Below are 19,041 nucleotides of genomic sequence, written 5' to 3'. Positions count from 1 at the left end.
GGTCAACAGAGGTGAGTCTTTTCGTTATACTGGCCGACTTTTATCATCAAGGAAGATGGTTATGCGATGTTGCCCATCCCGTTTGCTCGTCCTTACGGCGTTTTTAAGTGCTTCTTTATCCTCTCCATTATTAGCCGAACCTTCGGTTTATCGGTTTTCTGTACCTAAAGGGTATTACGGCAGTGTCTGGGGGATGGTGGACAGCAAAGGCCATTTGGTTGGGGAGCTAAACTACCAGCGATTGGTCGCCTCATCCCACGGTAACCCGGATGTTAAGCGATATGTTGCTCACCTCCCCAACCAGCAATACCGTTATTTAGATGCTAAAGGGCAACCTCTGGTTGAGAGCGACTTTGAGGCTGCTAAAACCTTTACTGATGAAGGGCTGGCGCGTTATCAACAAGGCGCTTTATGGGGGTACATCAACTTAGAAGGCAAGTCGGTTATTCCGGCTGCTTATCAATATGCCTCTTACTTTTCACACGGTTTAGCGGCGGTTAAGAAGAACGGTACATATGCCTACATCGATACACAGGAAAACGTGGTCATCGCAGGGCCTTTTCAAGAAGCCGAGGCGTTTTCGGCATCGGGCCTTGCGGCGGTAAAACCGGTTGGGGAAGCTCTGTTTGGCTACATCAACCGAACAGGTGAGTGGGTGATCGAGCCTCAATTTATTGAGGCCAAGCCGTTTAATGAAGACGGTATCGCCGCGGTCGAAATACCCAATACGGCGTCGGAGCTTAAAAATTTGTGGCATTTTTTTAATGGCGATCTTAAAAATGTGAAATCTGATACCCCATGGGGAGCCATTGATGAGCAAGGGCAATGGCTGATCAAACCTGTTTTTAAAGGCTTATCAAGCTTTACAAACGGGCTGGCTGTCGCTGAAACCACTGATGGGCATTGGATTGTTAATACAAAAGGGGAGCCGCTTGAGAGAAGCTACACCCGAGAAGTCCGCTTTTATCCACACTGCAATTTGCTTAAGTCCGAGATCGACCCAGAGCTGTATGATTTTGATTTGGCCGGTTATGAGGAGCCCAATGGTGCCTCCATCAGTTGGTTGGCCAGTTTGAACGAACACTGCCAAGGAATTGCTCGATTGAATAAGCAGTGGGGCATTTGGGATCAGAAAAACTCAAACTTTACTCCGTTCCCAGATCGCTACAACGAGCCGCTGCGCCGTGATTACCTATGGGGGCGTATCGATGATGCGTTGTTGATCCCCATGGTAAGACAGGATCACGTGCTTGAATACATTACCCTTGAGGGTAGAGCGCTTTTCTCGCTTAAAAATGACGATAATGGGTATTTGATAGCGGTTAGCCCAGAGGGGAATGTGCTTTGGAAAACCCCCTTTCAGGAAGAGGATTACTTTCCCTTTCGGTTAGAGCCGGATAACGACGCGATTGGTTTTGATGAAGCATGGTTATCCAACCCTGATTCACTCCTAGATGCACTGTCTAAGTCGACAGCGCGCCTCTTTGATCCCAGCGCATGGGATGGAGAATCTCTTTTCATCAATGCTTGGTCAGAAGAGGATAAAGAGGCGTTGGGCGATGAGGGCTATCCGTTTGGCCAAGTGATCTTATTGGCTGAAGAGCGAATCACAGAAACTGATATCGCTGGGTTTCCATATAAAGAGCAAGAGGAGCGCATCCATGCCATCTACAATCAAATGGCTAAGGTGTTCATCACACGTTTAGGTCATCCGTTATCGCAAGAGAATGGTGAGGCGATATGGGATACGTGGGACAGTGTGTCGAAGGTATGGCAAAAGGATGGTCATTATGTGGTCTTACAGCACTCCAAAATTTGGGGAGACAGCGAAACGATGGAAACCCTACTGCTGATTAAGATGAGTGAAGAGCAAATGACGGCTTACCGTGATGCTTATTGATGTTTAGGTGTGAGTATTACGGTGCTTTAGCACGGTTTGATTGTTAAACACCTCAAGATCAGCGAAAATAAGCAGCAATTAACGTTTTCTCTTAAACGGTGTGCCAATGAGCACGCCGTTTGTCGATCCAGTTTAAAGTGAAGTCTCATGTCCAATAGCGCTGTTCATAACGAAGTGGCGAAACGTCGCACCTTTGCCATCATTTCCCACCCGGATGCGGGTAAAACCACGATTACCGAGAAGCTATTGCTGCTGGGTAACTTGATCCAAAAAGCCGGTACCGTTAAAGGCAAGAAAAGCGATCGCCATGCGACATCCGACTGGATGACGATGGAGCAAGACCGCGGTATCTCGATTACGTCATCCGTGATGCAGTTTTACTGGAACGAGCGTGTTGTAAACCTGCTCGACACCCCAGGTCACGAAGACTTCTCGGAAGATACCTACCGCACACTGACTGCCGTGGACTCAGCCCTGATGGTGGTTGATGGTGCGAAAGGTGTCGAGGACCGCACCATTAAACTGATGGACGTATGTCGTTTGCGTGATACGCCGATCTTCTCGTTTGTGAACAAGATGGACCGCGATATCCGTGATCCGATTGAGCTGCTGGACGAGATTGAAGAAGTCCTCAAAATTGCGGCCGCGCCGATTAGCTGGCCGATTGGCATGGGTAAGTTCTTTAAAGGTGTGTATAACTTATACACCGACACGATTCATGTATTTAAAGCCGGCCAAAACGCGGTTGTACCAGAAGATATCCAGATCAAAGGCTTGGACTCAGATGAAGCAAAAGCACTGCTGGAAGATGAGTACGACGATTTCGTTGAAGAGATCGAGCTGGTGCGCGGCGCGACACACGAGTTTGATTCCGAAGCCTTCCTAAGTGGTCAGCAAACACCGGTCTTTTTCGGTACTGCGTTAGCCAACTTTGGTGTGCGCGAAATGCTTGATAACTTTGTTGAGTGGGCGCCTTCACCGATTGATCGTGCCACCGAAACGCGTACGGTTGAATCAGATGAGGAGAAGTTCTCGGGCTTTATCTTCAAGATCCAAGCGAACATGGACCCAAAACACCGCGACCGTATCGCCTTTATGCGGGTGTGTTCGGGTAAATACTCGCGCGGTATGAAAATGAAGCACGTGCGCATCGGTAAAGACATCAAAATTGCGGATGCGGTGACCTTCCTAGCGGGGGATCGCGAAAACGTGGAAGAAGCGTGGTCGGGTGACATCATCGGCTTGCACAACCACGGTACCATCCAGATTGGCGATACCTTTACCGAAGGCGAAGCGCTTAAATTTACCGGTATTCCGCACTTTGCGCCGGAGCTGTTCAAGAAAGTACGCCCGAAAGATCCACTTAAAATGAAGCAGCTGCAAAAAGGGCTTCAGCAGTTGTCGGAAGAGGGCGCGGTGCAGTTGTTCCAGCCGATGCGTAACAACGACTTGGTATTGGGCGCGGTCGGTCAGCTGCAGTTTGAGGTGGTTATGTTCCGCCTGCAGGATGAATACAAGGTGGATTGCTTGTACGAGCCTGTGTCGGTTCAAACCGCGCGTTGGGTTGAGTGTTCTGATAACAAGATGCTCGAAGATTTCCGTAAGAAAGCCTACGACAACCTATCGGTCGATGGCGGTGGTTTGCTGACGTATCTTGCACCAACACGCGTGAATTTAAGCCTCACCGAAGAGCGTTGGCCGGATGTCCAGTTCCGAGCGACTCGCGAACACTGATCCGGTGTTGTCTGGCCTCATCGATACGCATTGCCATCTGGATTTCAGTGCGTTCGATGAAGACCGTGAGGCGTTACTCTCCAAAGCGCGTGCGCTCGGTTTTGAGCGCATCGTTATCCCAGGCACAGTGGCTCGGGATTTTCCCAAAATACGGGCACTGGCCGATCAATTCCCTTTGATTCGGATGGCTGTCGGGTTACATCCCTATTTTCTTGATCAACATCATTCATCGGACTTAACTCAGGTTGAGTCGATGTTGTCTTGTCCCTCTGTGATTGCGGTTGGGGAGTGCGGTCTTGATTTCTTCGAAGCGGATCATCAAAGCGATAAGCAGTGGACCTTATTTGACGCTCAGGTTGAGCTTGCCATGCATTATCGTAAGCCCTTGATTGTTCATAATCGAAAAGCCCACGACCAGATGGCAAGCTACCTACTTAAGAAGCGTTTTGATCAAGGCGGGGTTATTCACGCCTTTACCGGCAGTGTGCAACAAGCCAAACGTTATCTGGATTTAGGCTTTTGTTTGGGTATAGGTGGTTCAATTACCTATCCAAGAGCTCAAAAGGTCCAGCGTATGGTGAAAGCCTTACCTAAAGAGGCGATCGTCTTTGAAACCGATGCACCGGATATGCCTTTGTTTGGCCACCAAGGGGAGCGAAACAATCCCCTTAAGGTGATCGAAGTGATCAATGCCTTAGCGGCGTTAACCGCTCTCACGGCGGATGAGTGGGTCGAGCAAGGTCGGCGTAATGCGTACCGGGTACTACCGGGGCTTAAGCCTTAGTTGTTGTGATAACCCATAAAAAAGCAGGCCGAAGCCTGCTGCTTTAAATTCTCATGAAGGCCTCATGAAGCCCTTATGAATGTATCGCCGTTTTAGGCGTTCGGCTTATGAGTAAAGTCGCTGAATGGGTTTTCAACATCAATATCGACGTTGTGTGCATAACCTGGGAAATGAATCGCTTTGTCCGTGATGGTTAAATCGTAACCTTCCAGTACTTGGTGGTCGTACAGGTAAGTTGGACGGGCGAGTCCCAAGGTTGCTTGCTGGTCATAAGCGGCCGCTTTCTCGCGCGTGTGTTCGCGTTTCGCTTTCCAGCCGGACACGGCTGAAGCTCCGTGTTTATGCGCCAACCAAGCTTCCACGATGTGAGGTGCAATCACGGGCGCACTGGCGTTGTTACCCCCAAACCCTTTGGAGTTTAGGATAACGCTGTCCATTCCCTCGGTACCGACATCGGTATCTTGGATGGCCAAGTTCAGATTGCTGGTGTACACATCATCGGCGATGTTGGGTGTCATACGGATACCCGGGATGATGCCGTGTGCCCAAGTTCCCAATGAGAAGGCCAATTGATCGCCCGCCGCAGTCCCTTGCGAGTGGCCGATAAAGCACTTAATGGCGCTGACGGTCCAATCTTGAATACCAAAGGCTTTGGCCGTTTCGTTGATCACGTGGGATTCCGTCACGCGGTTTTGCGGTGTACTGGTGCCGTGTGCCTGCACATAGGAGCGTGTCCTAAGCGATTCTTCACCCATCATGGCGCGAATTAAAGACGCAGACTTCGCCATGGTGATGTAGTTGCCCACACCTGGCGCCGAGATTGATTTCTTGTGGCCATCGGCATTAACAAACACATCTGGCACAGCACCGTATACTTCGGCACCCAATTCAAGCGCTAAGTCATCGCTCATCAGCATAACGAACTGGCTGGCTTCGGCAATGGTGAAGCCACAGTTATCACCAAAGGGGCGACATGCGCTTTGGTAGTGTTCTTTGGTCAGTGCATCGACGTTGTTCAAAGCTAAAAGGTCTTTGTCTTCGGCCAAGGCGCCCATTGCACGGAAACCTTCGATCACTTCGGGGATCACTGGGGCATCACTGCCGCCCACTAAGACCACCTTGCGGCGGCCCGTGCGGATATCATCCACAGCGCTTCGAAGGTTGTATAAGAAGGTAGCGCACGCACCGAGTGAGCCACCCGTGCTACCGACATTGCCAAGTAAGTAAGCGTTTACAAAATCGGCAGGCATCTGAGCGTAACCCAGTGGCATCTGCTTGGAGGTGGTGCGCTTACCAAGCGCTGGGTATTTGGTTAACCCGCCAAACCCTAAATCATCCAGCTGGCCGATCGAGTTGCTGGCGTAGACCGCAACTTGATCCGGTGCCACCTTGCTCATGATCTCGGTAAAGTCGATACCGGTGGAGCTCACGGCGTCAGAGGCCGCGTAAACGGTCATCTGAATGTTGCGCGGGTGGTTGCGCGATTGGTACAGATCATCAGGCTTAAACCCAGAAGGCAGTTGACCAGCTGACTGAACCTGCGCGGTTTTGGTGTCCGGAAGAATCGCTTCCAATGTTTCTTGTACCGTTACTTGCACGATGTGCGCATTAACGGACTCGACCTGCCAGTTCTCAGGCACCACCGTAGGCATTTGGCGCTTTTTCAGCGTGAACTGAATCGGCTGTTCCAGTTGCAACGAGGCCTGCTTATTGAACATGACATGATCTACATCGAAGCACTCAGGCTCGATGCGTCGGATCAGGGTGTGATCCAGAATTTGATCCAAAATAGACGATAGCAAATCGTCCAGAGGGTGTGACTCTCCGTGAGCATTCAGATAATTGCCGTCTTGGTACTGTGCCAATCCCATTAACGTCGCCAAGCTCAATAATGTTTGCTGGCGGTCCTGATGGCTTAAGTGATCGAGGATCAGGCGTCGATACCCGTGATGAAACGAGCTACGACCGGCTGGGCTGATACCGCCAAAACCGACGATCAAGGGTAAATGTGACAAAAGGAAACTCCTCGGTTGAGTCTCAAATACAGCGGTGAAAACGGGGATTACCCGTCCTATGTAAAAATGTAGTGTATAACGGGCTATTTTAGCTACTCGCCCCGCTGCTTGCCAGTGATCAGAGGGGTAAATCCGTTAAGTTTCAGAGGATTTTAATGTTTCCAATTTGAAGAAAACCTGAACCATTCGTATCGGAATGTTGTCTTGGTAAACAGAGCGTGAACCTTGAGAGTCTGTGATCAGAAGCTGTTTATTTTTAACTCAATAAGAGTAGTCTAAACACTGATTACACATCATTCGTTCAGGAACCAAACAATAATTGACGGAGGTGTCATGAAAAAATTAGCCGCCACATTAGCTGTCGCGACATTGGTCACCGGTTGTAGCACATTAGACCCATACTCCCGCGAGGAGAAAACCAGCAACGCGACCAAGGGCGCGGGCATTGGTGCCGTGGCCGGTGCTGTTTTAGGCGCTGCCGTTTCAAGTAAAAAAGATCGTGGACGTGGTGCTTTGATTGGTGCAGCGGTCGGTGGTGCAACCGGTGGCGGTATCGGTTATTACATGGACCAGCAAGAGATGCTGCTTCGTCAAGAGCTTGAAGGTACAGGCGTTGGTGTGGAACGTTCGGGTAATGACATTCGATTGATCATGCCGGGCAATATTACCTTTGCGACCAACTCGTTTAACGTAGCCAGTGACTTTCAGCCTGTGTTGAACTCCGTGATTAAAGTGTTCCAAAAGTTTAAGGATACGGCGATCAGTGTGGATGGGTTCACAGACAGCTCTGGCTCGTTTGAGTACAACCAAACCTTGTCCGAAAAACGTGCTGCAAGTGTGGCGAATTATTTAGCGACCGGTGGGATAACAGCAACCCGTATCAGTACACACGGTTATGGTGAGCGTTATCCGGTAGCGGATAATGCAACAGACGCAGGGCGCGCCTTAAACCGTCGGGTTGAGATCAACATCCGCGGCACCCAAGGGTAACGGATGTTGTATCTGAAGCAGCGGAGTCATCCGCTGCTGACTTACGCTTGAGCGTCTAGGGAATCAAACTTACCCAGCAGGCGCTTCAAGTTATCTTCTGTCGTTTGGCGCTCAGCTTCCAAACCTTCTTTGGCTTCTTTAAGCTCCGTCACTTCCATGCGAAGTAACTCTACTTCTTCGATCAAATTTTCGATTTTATTTTCTAACTGACTGAACAGTTCGTTTTGCATGATGAATCCTTGGTGTATTGCGACTAAAAAACGGGTGATGAGGCGCAGATTATAGAGCCGCCAAAGCACATGTAAACCGCTTATTGCACGATCACGAGATCATCACTCTGAATATTGTATTCAGTCACGTGACCATTCACCGTGCCGTGCGCTGACATCGTCTGAACCGCATCAATAGTCAGAGTCAGTGGGGTCGCAATCAGTTCCGTGGTCGGTTCCGCTGTTGGGTTAAAATAGATGTTCTTTCGGTACACGGTCATAGTGTCGCCCGATTGAAGGCCGCTGTTTTGGCCTGCATTAATCCAGATCTGATCGTTCATCGCCTTATCAATAGAGGCCATAAACGGTTGGCATTTAAGCTCAGAGACAATGTCATCGCGCATGGTGTCGATTAACGTACTCACCGCTTGGCCGTAATCGGTTTTGTAAAACGCTGGTGTATCAAAACCGGTTCTAAAAGATTGATCCAAAGGCCATTTGCCCTGAGTGTGGTATTGGTTTTGATACACCAGACCGCCACTGAAGGCATCGTGCACGAAAAGATCCACGACAAAGTGGCGCTGATGTTTATCGCTTTTGTAATCCAGCTTGTTGTAAGTGTCTTTTAGCCAGTCGGTTTCACGAAGGGCTTGGGGGGAAGTCATGCTGAGATCACGAATCACACCCGAGACAATGTACTGCACATCCAGTGACGAGGTGTGCGATAAGGTTTGAGTTAAGGCACCGGTGTTCAATCGAAGTGTGGAAGCGGTTTCGGGGTCGGCAAACATTTGGTACTGACCGGCATTTAATGCACGAATGCCCCGTGCTTCTCGGCTGCGCTCAGTGAATACGGTCGCTAATCGGCTTTGAATCTGAGAAAGCGCGCCTAAATTGGTTTGTGATGGGTCCGTCATTGCAAAGGCGGTAAAGGCAACGGTTTTCTTAAGGTTGTTGGGTGCGTTGCCACTTGGGCACATGCTTTCGGGAATGACTTCGGCTTTAATCCGAACCCATAAGTAATCGCCTTTTAAGGTTTCATCGACCACCTCGACCTGTTTTACAACCCCAAGTGACGCAACGCTAAGCTCATCACGCGAGAGCACGCCGTTCTCGATCTCTTGAGTGGTGGACACGTAAGCGGCCACTTGCAGCAGCGCTTGTTCCTTGGCTGAGTCGATCGCTCGGGCGCGCGCGGCTTTGACATCTCCGTTCACCAAAAGGGATTGGCCGGTGGCTTCGACCCATGTCCCTGCTAATACAGTAGGGGATAATAAGATCAACAGCAGAGATTGAAAAATGCAAAATGTACGAAAAAGCCTCAACATGCGTCCTTCCTGACCGATATAGGTAATAAGGTTATCGCGGTAGATCACCGTGACTTTAATATAACGATCGGATAAAAACGATGAAAATCAGGACATTTCCGTTTTCAGCATTGCGTTTTACGGCGCTCTTGGGGGCTGTCATGTTCTTTGTTGGTTGTGCAAAGCAGGAACAAACCGTGCTGGATGTGGATCAGCTCACCCCCGCGGCTAGCCAACGCATTGTGGATAAAGCCATTGAACGGGCTCGTTTGGAAGCAATTGCCAGCACCGTTCCAACGGACCTTGTGACAGATCAATTCACCGATATGGACCCGGTCAGTGAAGCGGTGGATCAGATGGCCAATCAGCTGATCAGTGGTCTGACACTGAATCGAGTCAAGCGCTTCCCGATTGCGGTATTGCCCTTTGCGTCTTTGCGCAACAGCGTGCCGGATGATCTGTTTGGAGAGCGTATCTCCGAAAACTTTATCTTTCCGATGCAGCAACGCGGTTACAACTTGGTGGATTATCGAGCCGTCAGCTTGGCTACAACCTTCAAGTCGCCTGTGTCTCGCCAAAACATGTCGGCGCTTCGTAATCAGTACAAAATCTATTTTGTCTTGACCGGAACCTACGCAAAATACGAAGACGGTGTAGTGATGAACGCCCGTATCTTGGATACCACCACCCGACAAGTATTAGCGAGTGCTCAAACGCACATCCCGAATCGTCGCTTAGAGGGACGATTGCCGGGTTATGACCCTGTTCGAGCTTTAAGAAACGGGTATATTATCGAAAACGGATCCGGCCCAATAGGAATGGAATGATGATGGCTTTGTGTGTGCGCTCGAAGACCCTAAGTGTGGTGAAACCCATTTTGGCCGTGCTGTGTGCGTGGCTGTTAACCGGATGCGACACGATTCGAATTACAACCAATGAGTTGATCGATGCGCTGCCCGATGCAACCTTTGTGAATGAAGAACCCAACGGCAAGCCGAACTATGTTCAGGCCACAGGTTACGCGCCGATCAGTCTTCAGCCTGGTGCAACTCGCCAGCAAAAAGTCATAACCGCCATGCGTGCCTCGAAGCTGCGCGCCTATCAAGAGCTTGCTGGGGTGGTTCATGGTCAATATGTGTACGGAACGACCACGGTCGAGGATATGGTGATCCAGAATGATCGTTTTAAATCGGCGGTGGCAGGGATAGTCAGAGGGGCGCGTGTGGTGAAAACGTATCCGGTTCAGGATGACACCTATGCGACCACGCTTGAGGTGGATATGAACCAGCTGCAGCAAGCGTGGATTTTATCTCAGCAATAAAGGCTTATTGACCTTTGTTGAAGGCGTCCAGCTGTTCCTGAGTCGCTTCTTTTTGGTATTTGTTTTTCCATTCGCTGTAAGGCTCGCCGTAGATGACTTCGCGAGCCGCTTCGTAATCCATTTCGAGTCCCTTCTCTTCAGCGGCGGCTTTGTACCACTTAGATAAGCAGTTGCGGCAAAAACCCGCTAGGTTCATCAGGTCGATGTTTTGAACATCTTTGCGCTCATCTAGGTGTTTAACCAAGCGACGAAACGCAGCGGCTTCCAGTTCAGTTTGTGTTGCTTTATCCATGATCGATCCTGTTATTCTTGTCAGGGTTAGTGAATGTGCTCATCCAGCTCTTTGCACACCCGCTTTTGTAAGGTTTCGCAAAGGGCTGGGTCGCTGATGGGCAAACCTTCCGAATCGGTCAGGAAGAAAAAGTCTTCCACCAGTTCACCAATGCTGGAGATCTTGGCCTTACGTACCGAGATCTCAAGCTCCGAGAAGATACGGCCAATCCGTGCCAGTAGGCCAGGGCGGTCGGGTGAGCGCACTTCCATGACCGTAAGTTGAGTATTTGGGTCGTTACTCAAATTGACTCGGGTTGGGGAGGCAAAGGCCTTCATCTGACGAGGCACACGGCGATGAATGATCTCAGGGAAGTCCGCTGGGTCGTCCAGCTCTTCAATGAGTCGGTCACGAATGCTGGCCAAATACGTCGGGTTTTCAGACAGTGGCTCATTCTCATCGGTCAGTACGGTAAAGGTGTTCAGTGTTTTACCGTCGTCGGTCACGATGATGCGTGCATCTTGGATGTTCAGGGCCAGTTGGTCGAGCGTAGCCACCGTTGCTGCAAAGAGGTTATTAGTGTCTTCGGTATAGATGAAGATCTCAGTCGCCCCCTCGTACACTCGGTACGAGGTTTTCTGGATCAGTACCAAGGGCAAAATACTGGGCAGATGCTCTAGAATCGATTGAGTGTGCCACGCGATGTTTTTGGCATCTTCCCGTAAAAAGTAATCATCCCCTAATGTGGACCAAAGCTCGGTGGCCGATTCTGAGCGCACACCAGAGCGATTCAGGATCATTAAGGCTTCATGTTGAACCTGCTCGATACGATCTTCTTTGTTGCCTGGGTTCTCAAGGCCACGACGAAGGGCGCGTTTGGTTTCCATATAGAGTTGACGCAAGAGTGTCGCGCGCCAGCTGTTCCACAGTGAGTGGTTGGTGGCGTTGATGTCAGCGACGGTCAAGACATACAGGTAATCCAGATGGACGCCGTCCTGCACTTGCTTGGCAAACGTGTGGATCACTTCTGGGTCGGATAGGTCTTTGCGTTGCGCGGTCATCGACATCAGTAAGTGATTGTGTACCAACCAAGAAACCAGATGTGAATCCCACTTACCCAGATGATGCTGTTCGCAAAACGCCAGTGCATCCACGGCCCCAAGTTCGGAATGATCGCCACCGCGGCCTTTGCCGATGTCGTGGAACAGTCCGGCCAGATACAAGAGCTCAATTTTTGGAATCTGGTTAACTAAACGGTAGGCGATGGGGAACTGCTCCATGTGATCCCGATGGCGAAACTGTCGCATCTTCTGGATCACTTTCAAAGTGTGAGCATCCACCGTATATATGTGGAACAGGTCGTGCTGCATCTGACCAACAATTTGCCCAAACTCTGGTACATATCGACCGAGAATGCCGTAACGGTTCATGCGTTTAAGTTCGGTGGACACGCCATTTGGGGACTTTAACAACTCCATAAACAGCGAGGTGTTACGGATATCGTTACGAAACTCATCATCAATGAGGTGGCGATGATCACGAATCAAGCGAATCGTCGAGGCGCGAACCCCTTTGATATCGTCGTTCTGAGCAAGCAGTACAAAGGCTTCCATCAAGGCAAACGGGTGGTGCTCGAATACTGAATCGTACGTCGCTTCAAGGTAATCGTTGTGGATGCGAAAGCGTTTGTTGATCGGCTTTAAAATCTGCTCATCATGAATGCGTAGGATAGCTTCATCGAAGTACTGCAGCAGCATGTCGTTGAACTCGGCCATGGCCATCGCAACGCGATAATACTTGCTCATGAACTGCTCAACGGCCAGTGAGCCATCTTTGTCGGCGTACCCAAAAAACTCCGCTAAGGCGCGCTGGTGGTCAAACAGTAGGCGGTCTTCTTTGCGCTTGGTGATCATGTGAAGCGCGTAGCGCACTGTCCACAAATAGAGCTCGCCTTTGTTCAGTGTCTCAAGCTCGGACTCGGTTAAAAAACCATGATCGACCAAATCGCGGATGTAGGTGGCACCAAAGTGACGTTTGGCGACCCAACCAATGGTTTGCAGGTCACGAAGTCCACCTGGGGAGTTTTTGAGGTTGGGTTCTAGGTTGTACTCGGTGTTGTTGGTTTTTTCGTGGCGGTGCTGTTGTTCTTGATATTTAGCGAGGAAGAACTCTTTATCAGTCCAAGCACCTTCTGAGGTAACTCGATCGTACATCTCTTGATGCAAAGATGGCTCACCCCACAGTGGGCGGGACTCGATCAAGTTGGTGGCGATGGTGATGTCTTCGCGGGCTTCGGCGTAGCAGTCATCAATGGTGCGAACGCTTGAGCCGATCTCCAGCTGGATATCCCAAAGTAAAGTGAGAAACCCGCTGATGCTCTCTTCGTAGTCGGCTGGACTTACACTCTTAAAGAGCAGAAGGATATCCACATCTGAATGAGGATGAAGCTCACCGCGGCCATAGCCACCGACGGCAATCAACGAGACGTGATCTTGGCTTGGCCATTCAAACCGGGCCCATGCTGCGCGAAGAATGATGTCGATCGCGGCAGCACGGCCGTACACCAATTGACGAATGTCATGACCGTCTTTAAAAAGCCGGTTCATTTCATTCGTGACGGAGCGGATTGTGTCTTTAAAAACAGTAACGGCGGGTTCGTCGTTTAACAGGCGCTGTTCGAAAGCGTTAACATCCATAAATTCATGAATGTCCACAAGGTGCTCCAATGGTGTACTCATTTAATACCTACTGCTTAAAAGGTTTCGTTCGTACGTAGCGTTAACACTTCGTAACCGGTTTCGGTTACCAAAATGGTGTGTTCCCACTGTGCTGACAGGCGACGGTCAGCAGTTGTGACGGTCCAGCCATCTTTGTTGCTCAGTTTCACCTGACGCTTACCGGCGTTGATCATCGGCTCGATCGTGAAGATCATACCTGCTTGCAACTCGACACCGGTACCCGCGCGGCCATAGTGCAGAACTTGAGGCTCTTCATGGAAGCCTGCGCCAATGCCGTGTCCGCAATATTCGCGAACAACCGAGTAGTGATTCGATTCTGCGTATTGTTGGATGACTTGACCGATATCGCCCAAGAAAGCGCCGGGTTTTACTAACTCGATGCCTTTGATCATGCACTCACGCGTGATTTTCATCAATCGCTCAGCGTGCGCAGCGACTTTACCAACGCCAAACATAGCGCTGGTGTCGCCGTGGTAGCCGTCTTTAATTACCGTGATGTCGATGTTGACGATGTCGCCATTTTTAAGCGGCTTGTCATCCGGAATGCCGTGGCACACAACGTGGTTGATCGATGTGCAGATCGATTTTGGAAAACCGTGGTAGTTCAAAGGAGCAGGGATGGCATCGTGCTCCAAAATATAGTCGTGACAAATCTGATTCAATTCGTTGGTAGTCACACCCGGCTTTACGTGTGGCTCAATCATTTCCAGTACGTCGGCGGCTAAGCGGCCAGCCACGCGCATCTTTTCGATCTCTTCCGGGGTTTTGATGATGACAGACATAACAATCCTATCGCTCGGCTATTTCAAACCGGCTTAATTTTTAAAAGTCGTAGTACTACGGCGCAATTGTATCGAATTATCGCCAGTTCGCGAAGGTTGACCTTCAATTTTGTCTGGCCTTGTGGTATAAATCGCGCTCCCGAATTGCCGTTGCAAATCGGAGAACATTCCACACACATATCGACACGGTAGCCGGGTGCCGCTTTGCGGTTGGTTATTGGGATATGTGGAGGTTAAACCCAACTTATATACAGGATTGCTATCATGGCACAAGTTACAATGCGCGACCTGCTGAAAGCAGGCGTTCACTTTGGTCACCAAACTCGTTACTGGAACCCAAAAATGTCTCAATACATTTTTGGTGCTCGTAACAAGATTCATATCATCAACCTTGAGCACACTCTGCCAGCTCTGAACAACGCACTGGACGTTGTTAAAGGTATGGCTCAGAACAAGAACAAAATCTTGTTCGTAGGTACAAAGCGTGCTGCCAGCAAAATCGTTCAAGAAGAAGCAGCTCGCGTGAGCATGCCTTTCGTGAACCACCGCTGGTTGGGTGGTATGCTGACCAACTACAAAACTATCCGTCAATCTATCCGTCGCCTGCGTGATCTGGAAACAGCTGCACAGGACGGTACGTTCGCTAAGCTGACTAAAAAAGAAGCGTTGATGCGTCAACGTGAAATGGAAAAGCTTGAGCGTTCTATCGGCGGTATCAAGGATATGGGCGGTCTGCCTGACGCGCTGTTCGTAATCGACGTAGATCACGAGCGTATCGCAATCAACGAAGCTAACAAACTGGGCATCCCTGTTATCGGTATCGTTGATACTAACAGCAACCCAGACGGCGTTGATTACGTAATTCCAGGTAACGACGACGCTCTGCGTGCGATTCAAATCTACGTACAGTCAGTTGCTACTGCTTGTGCAGAAGGTCTGGAAGCCGCTGGCGGTAAAAGTGAGTTTGTTGAAGTAGAAGCAGCAGCGGCAGAGTAATCACACTGTCAACTGTTTTGACTATTGTCTACAAAGTCGAACAGAAGGGGAGCCGCGCTCCCCTTTTTTGAATTTAGATTGAACGCGAAAGCAAGAGGAAATTGAAATGTCAGGTGTATCAGCGAAGCTGGTTAAAGAACTGCGCGACCGCACAGGTCTGGGTATGCTGGAGTGTAAAAAAGCTCTGGCTGACGCCAATGGCGATATTGAGCTGGCGATTGAAGAGCTGCGTAAATCTTCTGGTATGAAGGCAGCTAAAAAAGCGGGTCGTACAGCGGCAGATGGTGTGGTTGTTGTACGTACTGCTGACGACAACTCTTACGGCGTAATCGTTGAGATTAACTCTGAAACTGACTTCGTTGCTCGCGACGAAGGCTTCTTGGCGTTTGCTGGCAAAGTAGCGGATGCTGCTTTCGCTGCGAAAAACGACGATGTTGCTGCTTTGATGGCAGGCGATCTGGAATCTGCGCGTGAAGCGCTGGTTCAGAAAATCGGTGAAAACATCGGCGTTCGTCGTATCTCTGTTCTGGAAGGCGAAGCGGTAGGTGCATACGTGCACAGCAACAACCGTATTGCTGTTCTGGTTGCAGTTAAAGGTGCTTCTGCTGAAGTGGCTCGCGATGTTGCGATGCATGTTGCTGCCGTTAACCCACAAGTGGTTGCTAAAGAAGACATGCCAGAAGAAGTGATCACTAAAGAGAAAGAGATCATCCTGGCTCAGCCAGATATGGCAAGCAAGCCTGCTGAAATCGCAGAGAAAATGGTTGTTGGTCGTATCAACAAATTCCTGGCTGAAAACAGCCTGCTGGAACAAGCTTTCGTTAAAAACCCAGATCAAAAAGTGGGTGACATGGTGAAAGCGGCTGGCGGTGAAGTCGTTACTTTCGTACGTCTAGAAGTAGGCGAAGGTATCGAAGTTGAGCAAGTAGATTTTGCTGCTGAAGTTGCTGCGCAACTGAACAACAAGTAAAACTCGCTCATGTGTGTGCGTGCTGTGATACAGTACGCACACATTATCCATTGTCTTCCCAACGCCAGTGCGGAGAGATAACAGTATGCCTGCCGATACGAAAAAACACGCCCAGTACAAACGAATTCTTTTAAAACTCAGCGGTGAAGCCCTACAAGGCGATGAAGATTTTGGTATAGATCCCAAAGTGCTGAATCGCATGGCGCTTGAAATTGGTCAATTACGTGGCATTGGTGTACAAGTAGGTATCGTAATCGGTGGTGGTAACCTGTTCCGAGGCGCAGCACTCAGTGCCGCCGGTATGGACCGTGTTACAGGTGACCATATGGGTATGTTGGCCACCGTCATGAACTCCTTAGCGCTACGTGATGCGCTGGAGCGTTCCAATATTCCTACTCGTGTTATGTCGGCTATCCCCATGAGTGGGGTGGTGGATCATTACGATCGACGTAATGCGATGCGTTATTTAAACCAAGGTGATGTCGTCATCTTTTCAGCGGGTACCGGTAACCCCTTCTTTACAACGGATTCTGCGGCGTGTTTGCGTGGTATCGAGATTGAAGCCGACGTTGTATTGAAAGCCACTAAAGTGGATGGTGTTTACACCGCCGATCCTATGAAGGACCCTACCGCTAAACGCTACCTGCATTTGACGTACGATGAAGCCATTGAAAAACAACTTGGCGTGATGGATCTAACTGCGATCTGTCTGACACGCGACCACAGTATGCCGCTTCGCGTATTCAATATGAATCGCCCAGGTGCTCTGGTTAACTTGCTCGTCGGTGGCGACGAAGGCACCCTGATTGACGGCGAAGCCCAAGGAGAAAAATATGCTGAATGAGATTACACAAGAAGCTGACAGCCGTATGAAAAAGAGCTGTGAGTCTTTGGTTGAAACCTTTAAAAAGATTCGTACAGGTCGTGCGCATCCAAGCATTTTAGATTCAGTGCAAGTGAACTACTACGGTTCTGATGTACCTCTGTCTCAAGTCAGTAACATCTCTGTAGAAGATGCGCGTACTCTGATGATCTCTCCATGGGAGAAAAACTTAGTACCGGACATTGAAAAAGCGATTTACAAGTCTGACCTGGGTCTGAACCCAGCGACGACGGGTGGCGTTATTCGTGTACCTATGCCGCCTTTGACGGAAGAAACTCGTAAAGGTTACATCCGTCAGGCGCGCGCTGAAGCTGAAACAGCACGTGTATCGGTACGTAATATCCGTCGTGACGCTAACAGCCAGATCAAAGATCTTCTCAAAGAAAAGGAGATCTCTGAAGACGAAGAGCGTCGTGGTCAGGACACCGTCCAGAAGCTAACGGATAAGTACGTAGCTGAAGTGGATGCGTTGCTTGAAAAGAAAGAAACCGATTTGATGGAAATCTAATCCTCATCGCGGGTCATGGACGACCGTCCATGGCTCGCTGAAGCATATCTATGTCTGTACACGCGAAACTCAATATCCCGCCGGAAAAGGTTCTTCCTAAGCACATTGCGATTATCATGGACGGTAATAACCGTTGGGCGAAGCAACGTAAGTTGCCAAGCTTAGCGGGTCATAAAGCCGGGGTTGATAGCGTTAGAAGCGTCATAGAAGGCTGCGTCGAATTTGGCGTCGAGTCCTTAACGCTGTTTGCCTTTAGCAGTGAAAACTGGAAGCGTCCTGAGCTTGAAGTGAAAGGTCTGATGGATCTATTCATGTTGGCTCTGGACCGAGAGGCAAAAAAGCTGCATAAGAATAATATTCGTTTGAACGTGATTGGAGACAAGCGTCGTTTCAGCGAATCCCTTCAGGCAAAAATTCAGAAAGTTGAAGATCTGACCAAAGACAACACCTTGCTGACCCTTAATGTGGCTGCGAACTACGGTGGTCGTTGGGATATCATGCAGGCGGCGCAGCGTTTTGCGTCGGAGTGTGTTGAAGGCCGATTTGCGCCATCAGATCTGACAGAAGAGTTATTGGATTCTTACATTCAGTTGCATGGCCAGCCCGCGCCGGATTTGTGTATCCGCACCGCGGGTGAAAGTCGCATCAGTAATTTTCTGATTTGGCAGATGGCTTACACTGAGTTCTACTTTGTTGACGATTTTTGGCCTGAGTTTAATAAGAACTCACTGGGTGAGTCGATTCGCGATTTTTGCACACGCGAACGCCGCTTTGGTAAAACCAGTGAGCAGGTAGAGGCCGAGGCCCGTGCTTAAACAACGTATAGCAACCGCTTTAGTTTTAATTCCCCTCGCATTAGCGGGGATTTTTTTATTACCCGTTCATTATTTTGCTCTTTTTGTGGGCGCGGTTATGGTGCTGGCATCGACCGAATGGTTGGCGCTCAGTAGCTGTTCGACACAGTCTTGGGCGAAAACCCTGTTCGCGTTAGTGACGGGTGTGGTAATTGCTGGTTTTGGGCTTATTGAGCCGGTTGCCTCTTTGTCGCTATCTCTTCTGTCGATCTCCATTGCTGTATGGCTGATGGCTCTTTATTGGGTGTTGCGCTACCCCGAGGAAGGGGCGTGGTCGTTCAAGCCTGTGCGACTCCTAATTGGTTTGATTTTGTTTGTATCGACCTGGTTAAGCCTTGTGGGTATCAAGAGCCTCTCCTTTGGTGATGGTTGGTTGCTGCTGCTGTGTTTGATTGTATGGGGGGCCGACAGCGGTGCTTATTTTGCTGGGAAGCGCTTTGGTAAAACCAAGCTTGCGCCGAACGTGAGCCCGGGTAAAACCCGCGAAGGTTTGATCGGTGGCCTAGCAACTGTCGTATTGATTACATTGATTTTTTCGAGGTTCAATGAACTGTCGGGAGTCGCAACAGTCTATTTGCTGATCTTAGCTGTGTTGACGTCTTTGGTGTCGGTCTTAGGTGATCTTTTTGAAAGCCTGTTAAAGCGCCACACCGGTTTAAAAGACAGTGGTAATCTGCTGCCAGGTCATGGCGGTGTGTTGGATCGTATTGATAGTCTTTTGGCAGCAACCCCTCTGTTCTATTTGGGCTTGCTGATGATGCCAATTATCTGAGGTGCTT

At 49.7% G+C, this 19,041-nt stretch carries 18 protein-coding genes; 12 read left to right on the top strand and 6 right to left on the bottom strand.

Features of this window, described 5'->3' with window-relative positions:
- Positions 1–61: 61 nt before the first annotated feature.
- The 3 genes from ACXAF9_RS03955 to ACXAF9_RS03945 all read left to right on the top strand — a co-directional run bounded on the left by ACXAF9_RS03955 (position 62) and on the right by ACXAF9_RS03945 (position 4,418).
- Positions 62–1,900 (top strand): WG repeat-containing protein, encoded by a 1,839-nt coding sequence (locus ACXAF9_RS03955; protein ID WP_475070676.1) that lies wholly within the window; start codon positions 62–64, stop codon positions 1,898–1,900.
- Between the two features lie 147 nt (positions 1,901–2,047).
- Positions 2,048–3,634 carry a peptide chain release factor 3 gene (locus ACXAF9_RS03950; protein ID WP_475070674.1) on the top strand — a complete coding sequence of 529 codons (1,587 nt, stop codon included), beginning with the start codon at positions 2,048–2,050 and terminating at the stop codon, positions 3,632–3,634.
- Positions 3,603–4,418, top strand: a complete 816-nt coding sequence (locus ACXAF9_RS03945) for a TatD family hydrolase (RefSeq protein WP_475070672.1) — start codon at positions 3,603–3,605, stop codon at positions 4,416–4,418. The genes ACXAF9_RS03950 and ACXAF9_RS03945 overlap by 32 nt, the downstream gene beginning before the upstream one ends.
- A gap of 92 nt (positions 4,419–4,510) precedes the next feature.
- On the opposite strand, the gene ACXAF9_RS03940 is transcribed toward ACXAF9_RS03945, so the two are convergent.
- A complete protein-coding gene (locus ACXAF9_RS03940; RefSeq protein ID WP_475070670.1) occupies positions 4,511–6,433 on the bottom strand; it encodes a beta-ketoacyl synthase in 1,923 nt (640 codons plus the stop codon).
- A 333-nt stretch (positions 6,434–6,766) separates the two neighbouring features.
- Between ACXAF9_RS03940 and ACXAF9_RS03935 the strand changes: the two genes are divergently transcribed.
- Complete coding sequence (locus ACXAF9_RS03935) at positions 6,767–7,423, top strand: YiaD family glycine zipper/OmpA-like lipoprotein (protein ID WP_475070668.1); 657 nt, start codon at positions 6,767–6,769, stop codon at positions 7,421–7,423.
- A gap of 41 nt (positions 7,424–7,464) precedes the next feature.
- Here ACXAF9_RS03935 and zapB read toward each other — a convergent pair whose 3' ends face one another.
- The gene (gene zapB, locus ACXAF9_RS03930) at positions 7,465–7,653 is read right to left on the bottom strand and encodes a cell division protein ZapB (protein ID WP_475070666.1); all 189 of its coding nucleotides are present in this window, start codon (positions 7,651–7,653) and stop codon (positions 7,465–7,467) included.
- An 80-nt stretch (positions 7,654–7,733) separates the two neighbouring features.
- Entirely contained in the window at positions 7,734–8,960 is a 1,227-nt protein-coding gene (locus tag ACXAF9_RS03925) for a flagellar assembly protein T N-terminal domain-containing protein (protein WP_475070664.1), read from the bottom strand.
- Positions 8,961–9,040: 80 nt separating this feature from the next.
- Here ACXAF9_RS03925 and ACXAF9_RS03920 point away from each other — a divergent pair, with 80 nt between their 5' ends.
- Both ACXAF9_RS03920 and ACXAF9_RS03915 read left to right on the top strand, forming a co-directional pair.
- Positions 9,041–9,766, top strand: a complete 726-nt coding sequence (locus ACXAF9_RS03920; RefSeq protein ID WP_475070662.1) for a FlgO family outer membrane protein — start codon at positions 9,041–9,043, stop codon at positions 9,764–9,766.
- Entirely contained in the window at positions 9,763–10,260 is a 498-nt protein-coding gene (locus tag ACXAF9_RS03915) for an LPP20 family lipoprotein (RefSeq protein ID WP_475070660.1), read from the top strand. The genes ACXAF9_RS03920 and ACXAF9_RS03915 overlap by 4 nt, the downstream gene beginning before the upstream one ends.
- 4 nt (positions 10,261–10,264) lie before the next feature.
- On the opposite strand, the gene ACXAF9_RS03910 is transcribed toward ACXAF9_RS03915, so the two are convergent.
- The 3 genes from ACXAF9_RS03910 to map are packed head-to-tail and all read right to left on the bottom strand — an operon-like array spanning position 10,265 to position 14,051.
- The gene (locus ACXAF9_RS03910; RefSeq protein WP_475070657.1) at positions 10,265–10,552 is read right to left on the bottom strand and encodes a DUF1244 domain-containing protein; all 288 of its coding nucleotides are present in this window, start codon (positions 10,550–10,552) and stop codon (positions 10,265–10,267) included.
- Positions 10,553–10,578: 26 nt separating this feature from the next.
- Positions 10,579–13,269: a [protein-PII] uridylyltransferase gene (locus tag ACXAF9_RS03905; RefSeq protein WP_475070655.1), complete on the bottom strand. Its 2,691-nt coding sequence runs from the start codon at positions 13,267–13,269 to the stop codon at positions 10,579–10,581.
- Between the two features lie 14 nt (positions 13,270–13,283).
- Positions 13,284–14,051: a type I methionyl aminopeptidase gene (map, locus tag ACXAF9_RS03900; protein ID WP_475070652.1), complete on the bottom strand. Its 768-nt coding sequence runs from the start codon at positions 14,049–14,051 to the stop codon at positions 13,284–13,286.
- A 264-nt stretch (positions 14,052–14,315) separates the two neighbouring features.
- Here map and rpsB point away from each other — a divergent pair, with 264 nt between their 5' ends.
- From rpsB to ACXAF9_RS03870, 6 genes are all read left to right on the top strand, one after another.
- Positions 14,316–15,047, top strand: coding sequence for a 30S ribosomal protein S2 (gene rpsB, locus ACXAF9_RS03895; protein ID WP_475070650.1), 732 nt, complete (start codon positions 14,316–14,318; stop codon positions 15,045–15,047).
- Between the two features lie 106 nt (positions 15,048–15,153).
- Positions 15,154–16,017 (top strand): translation elongation factor Ts, encoded by an 864-nt coding sequence (gene tsf, locus ACXAF9_RS03890; RefSeq protein ID WP_475070648.1) that lies wholly within the window; start codon positions 15,154–15,156, stop codon positions 16,015–16,017.
- A gap of 85 nt (positions 16,018–16,102) precedes the next feature.
- Positions 16,103–16,861, top strand: a complete 759-nt coding sequence (gene pyrH, locus ACXAF9_RS03885; RefSeq protein ID WP_475070646.1) for a UMP kinase — start codon at positions 16,103–16,105, stop codon at positions 16,859–16,861.
- Positions 16,851–17,408 carry a ribosome recycling factor gene (gene frr, locus ACXAF9_RS03880; protein WP_475070642.1) on the top strand — a complete coding sequence of 186 codons (558 nt, stop codon included), beginning with the start codon at positions 16,851–16,853 and terminating at the stop codon, positions 17,406–17,408. The genes pyrH and frr overlap by 11 nt, the downstream gene beginning before the upstream one ends.
- 50 nt (positions 17,409–17,458) lie before the next feature.
- Entirely contained in the window at positions 17,459–18,223 is a 765-nt protein-coding gene (gene uppS, locus ACXAF9_RS03875) for a polyprenyl diphosphate synthase (RefSeq protein WP_475070641.1), read from the top strand.
- Positions 18,216–19,034: a phosphatidate cytidylyltransferase gene (locus ACXAF9_RS03870; RefSeq protein ID WP_475070639.1), complete on the top strand. Its 819-nt coding sequence runs from the start codon at positions 18,216–18,218 to the stop codon at positions 19,032–19,034. The genes uppS and ACXAF9_RS03870 overlap by 8 nt, the downstream gene beginning before the upstream one ends.
- Positions 19,035–19,041 lie beyond the last annotated feature (7 nt).

This window comes from Neptunomonas sp. ABH4_499 (assembly GCF_056160565.1).
The sequence above is the reverse complement of the archived record's forward strand: the minus strand, read 5'-3'. Positions and strand labels throughout refer to the sequence as shown.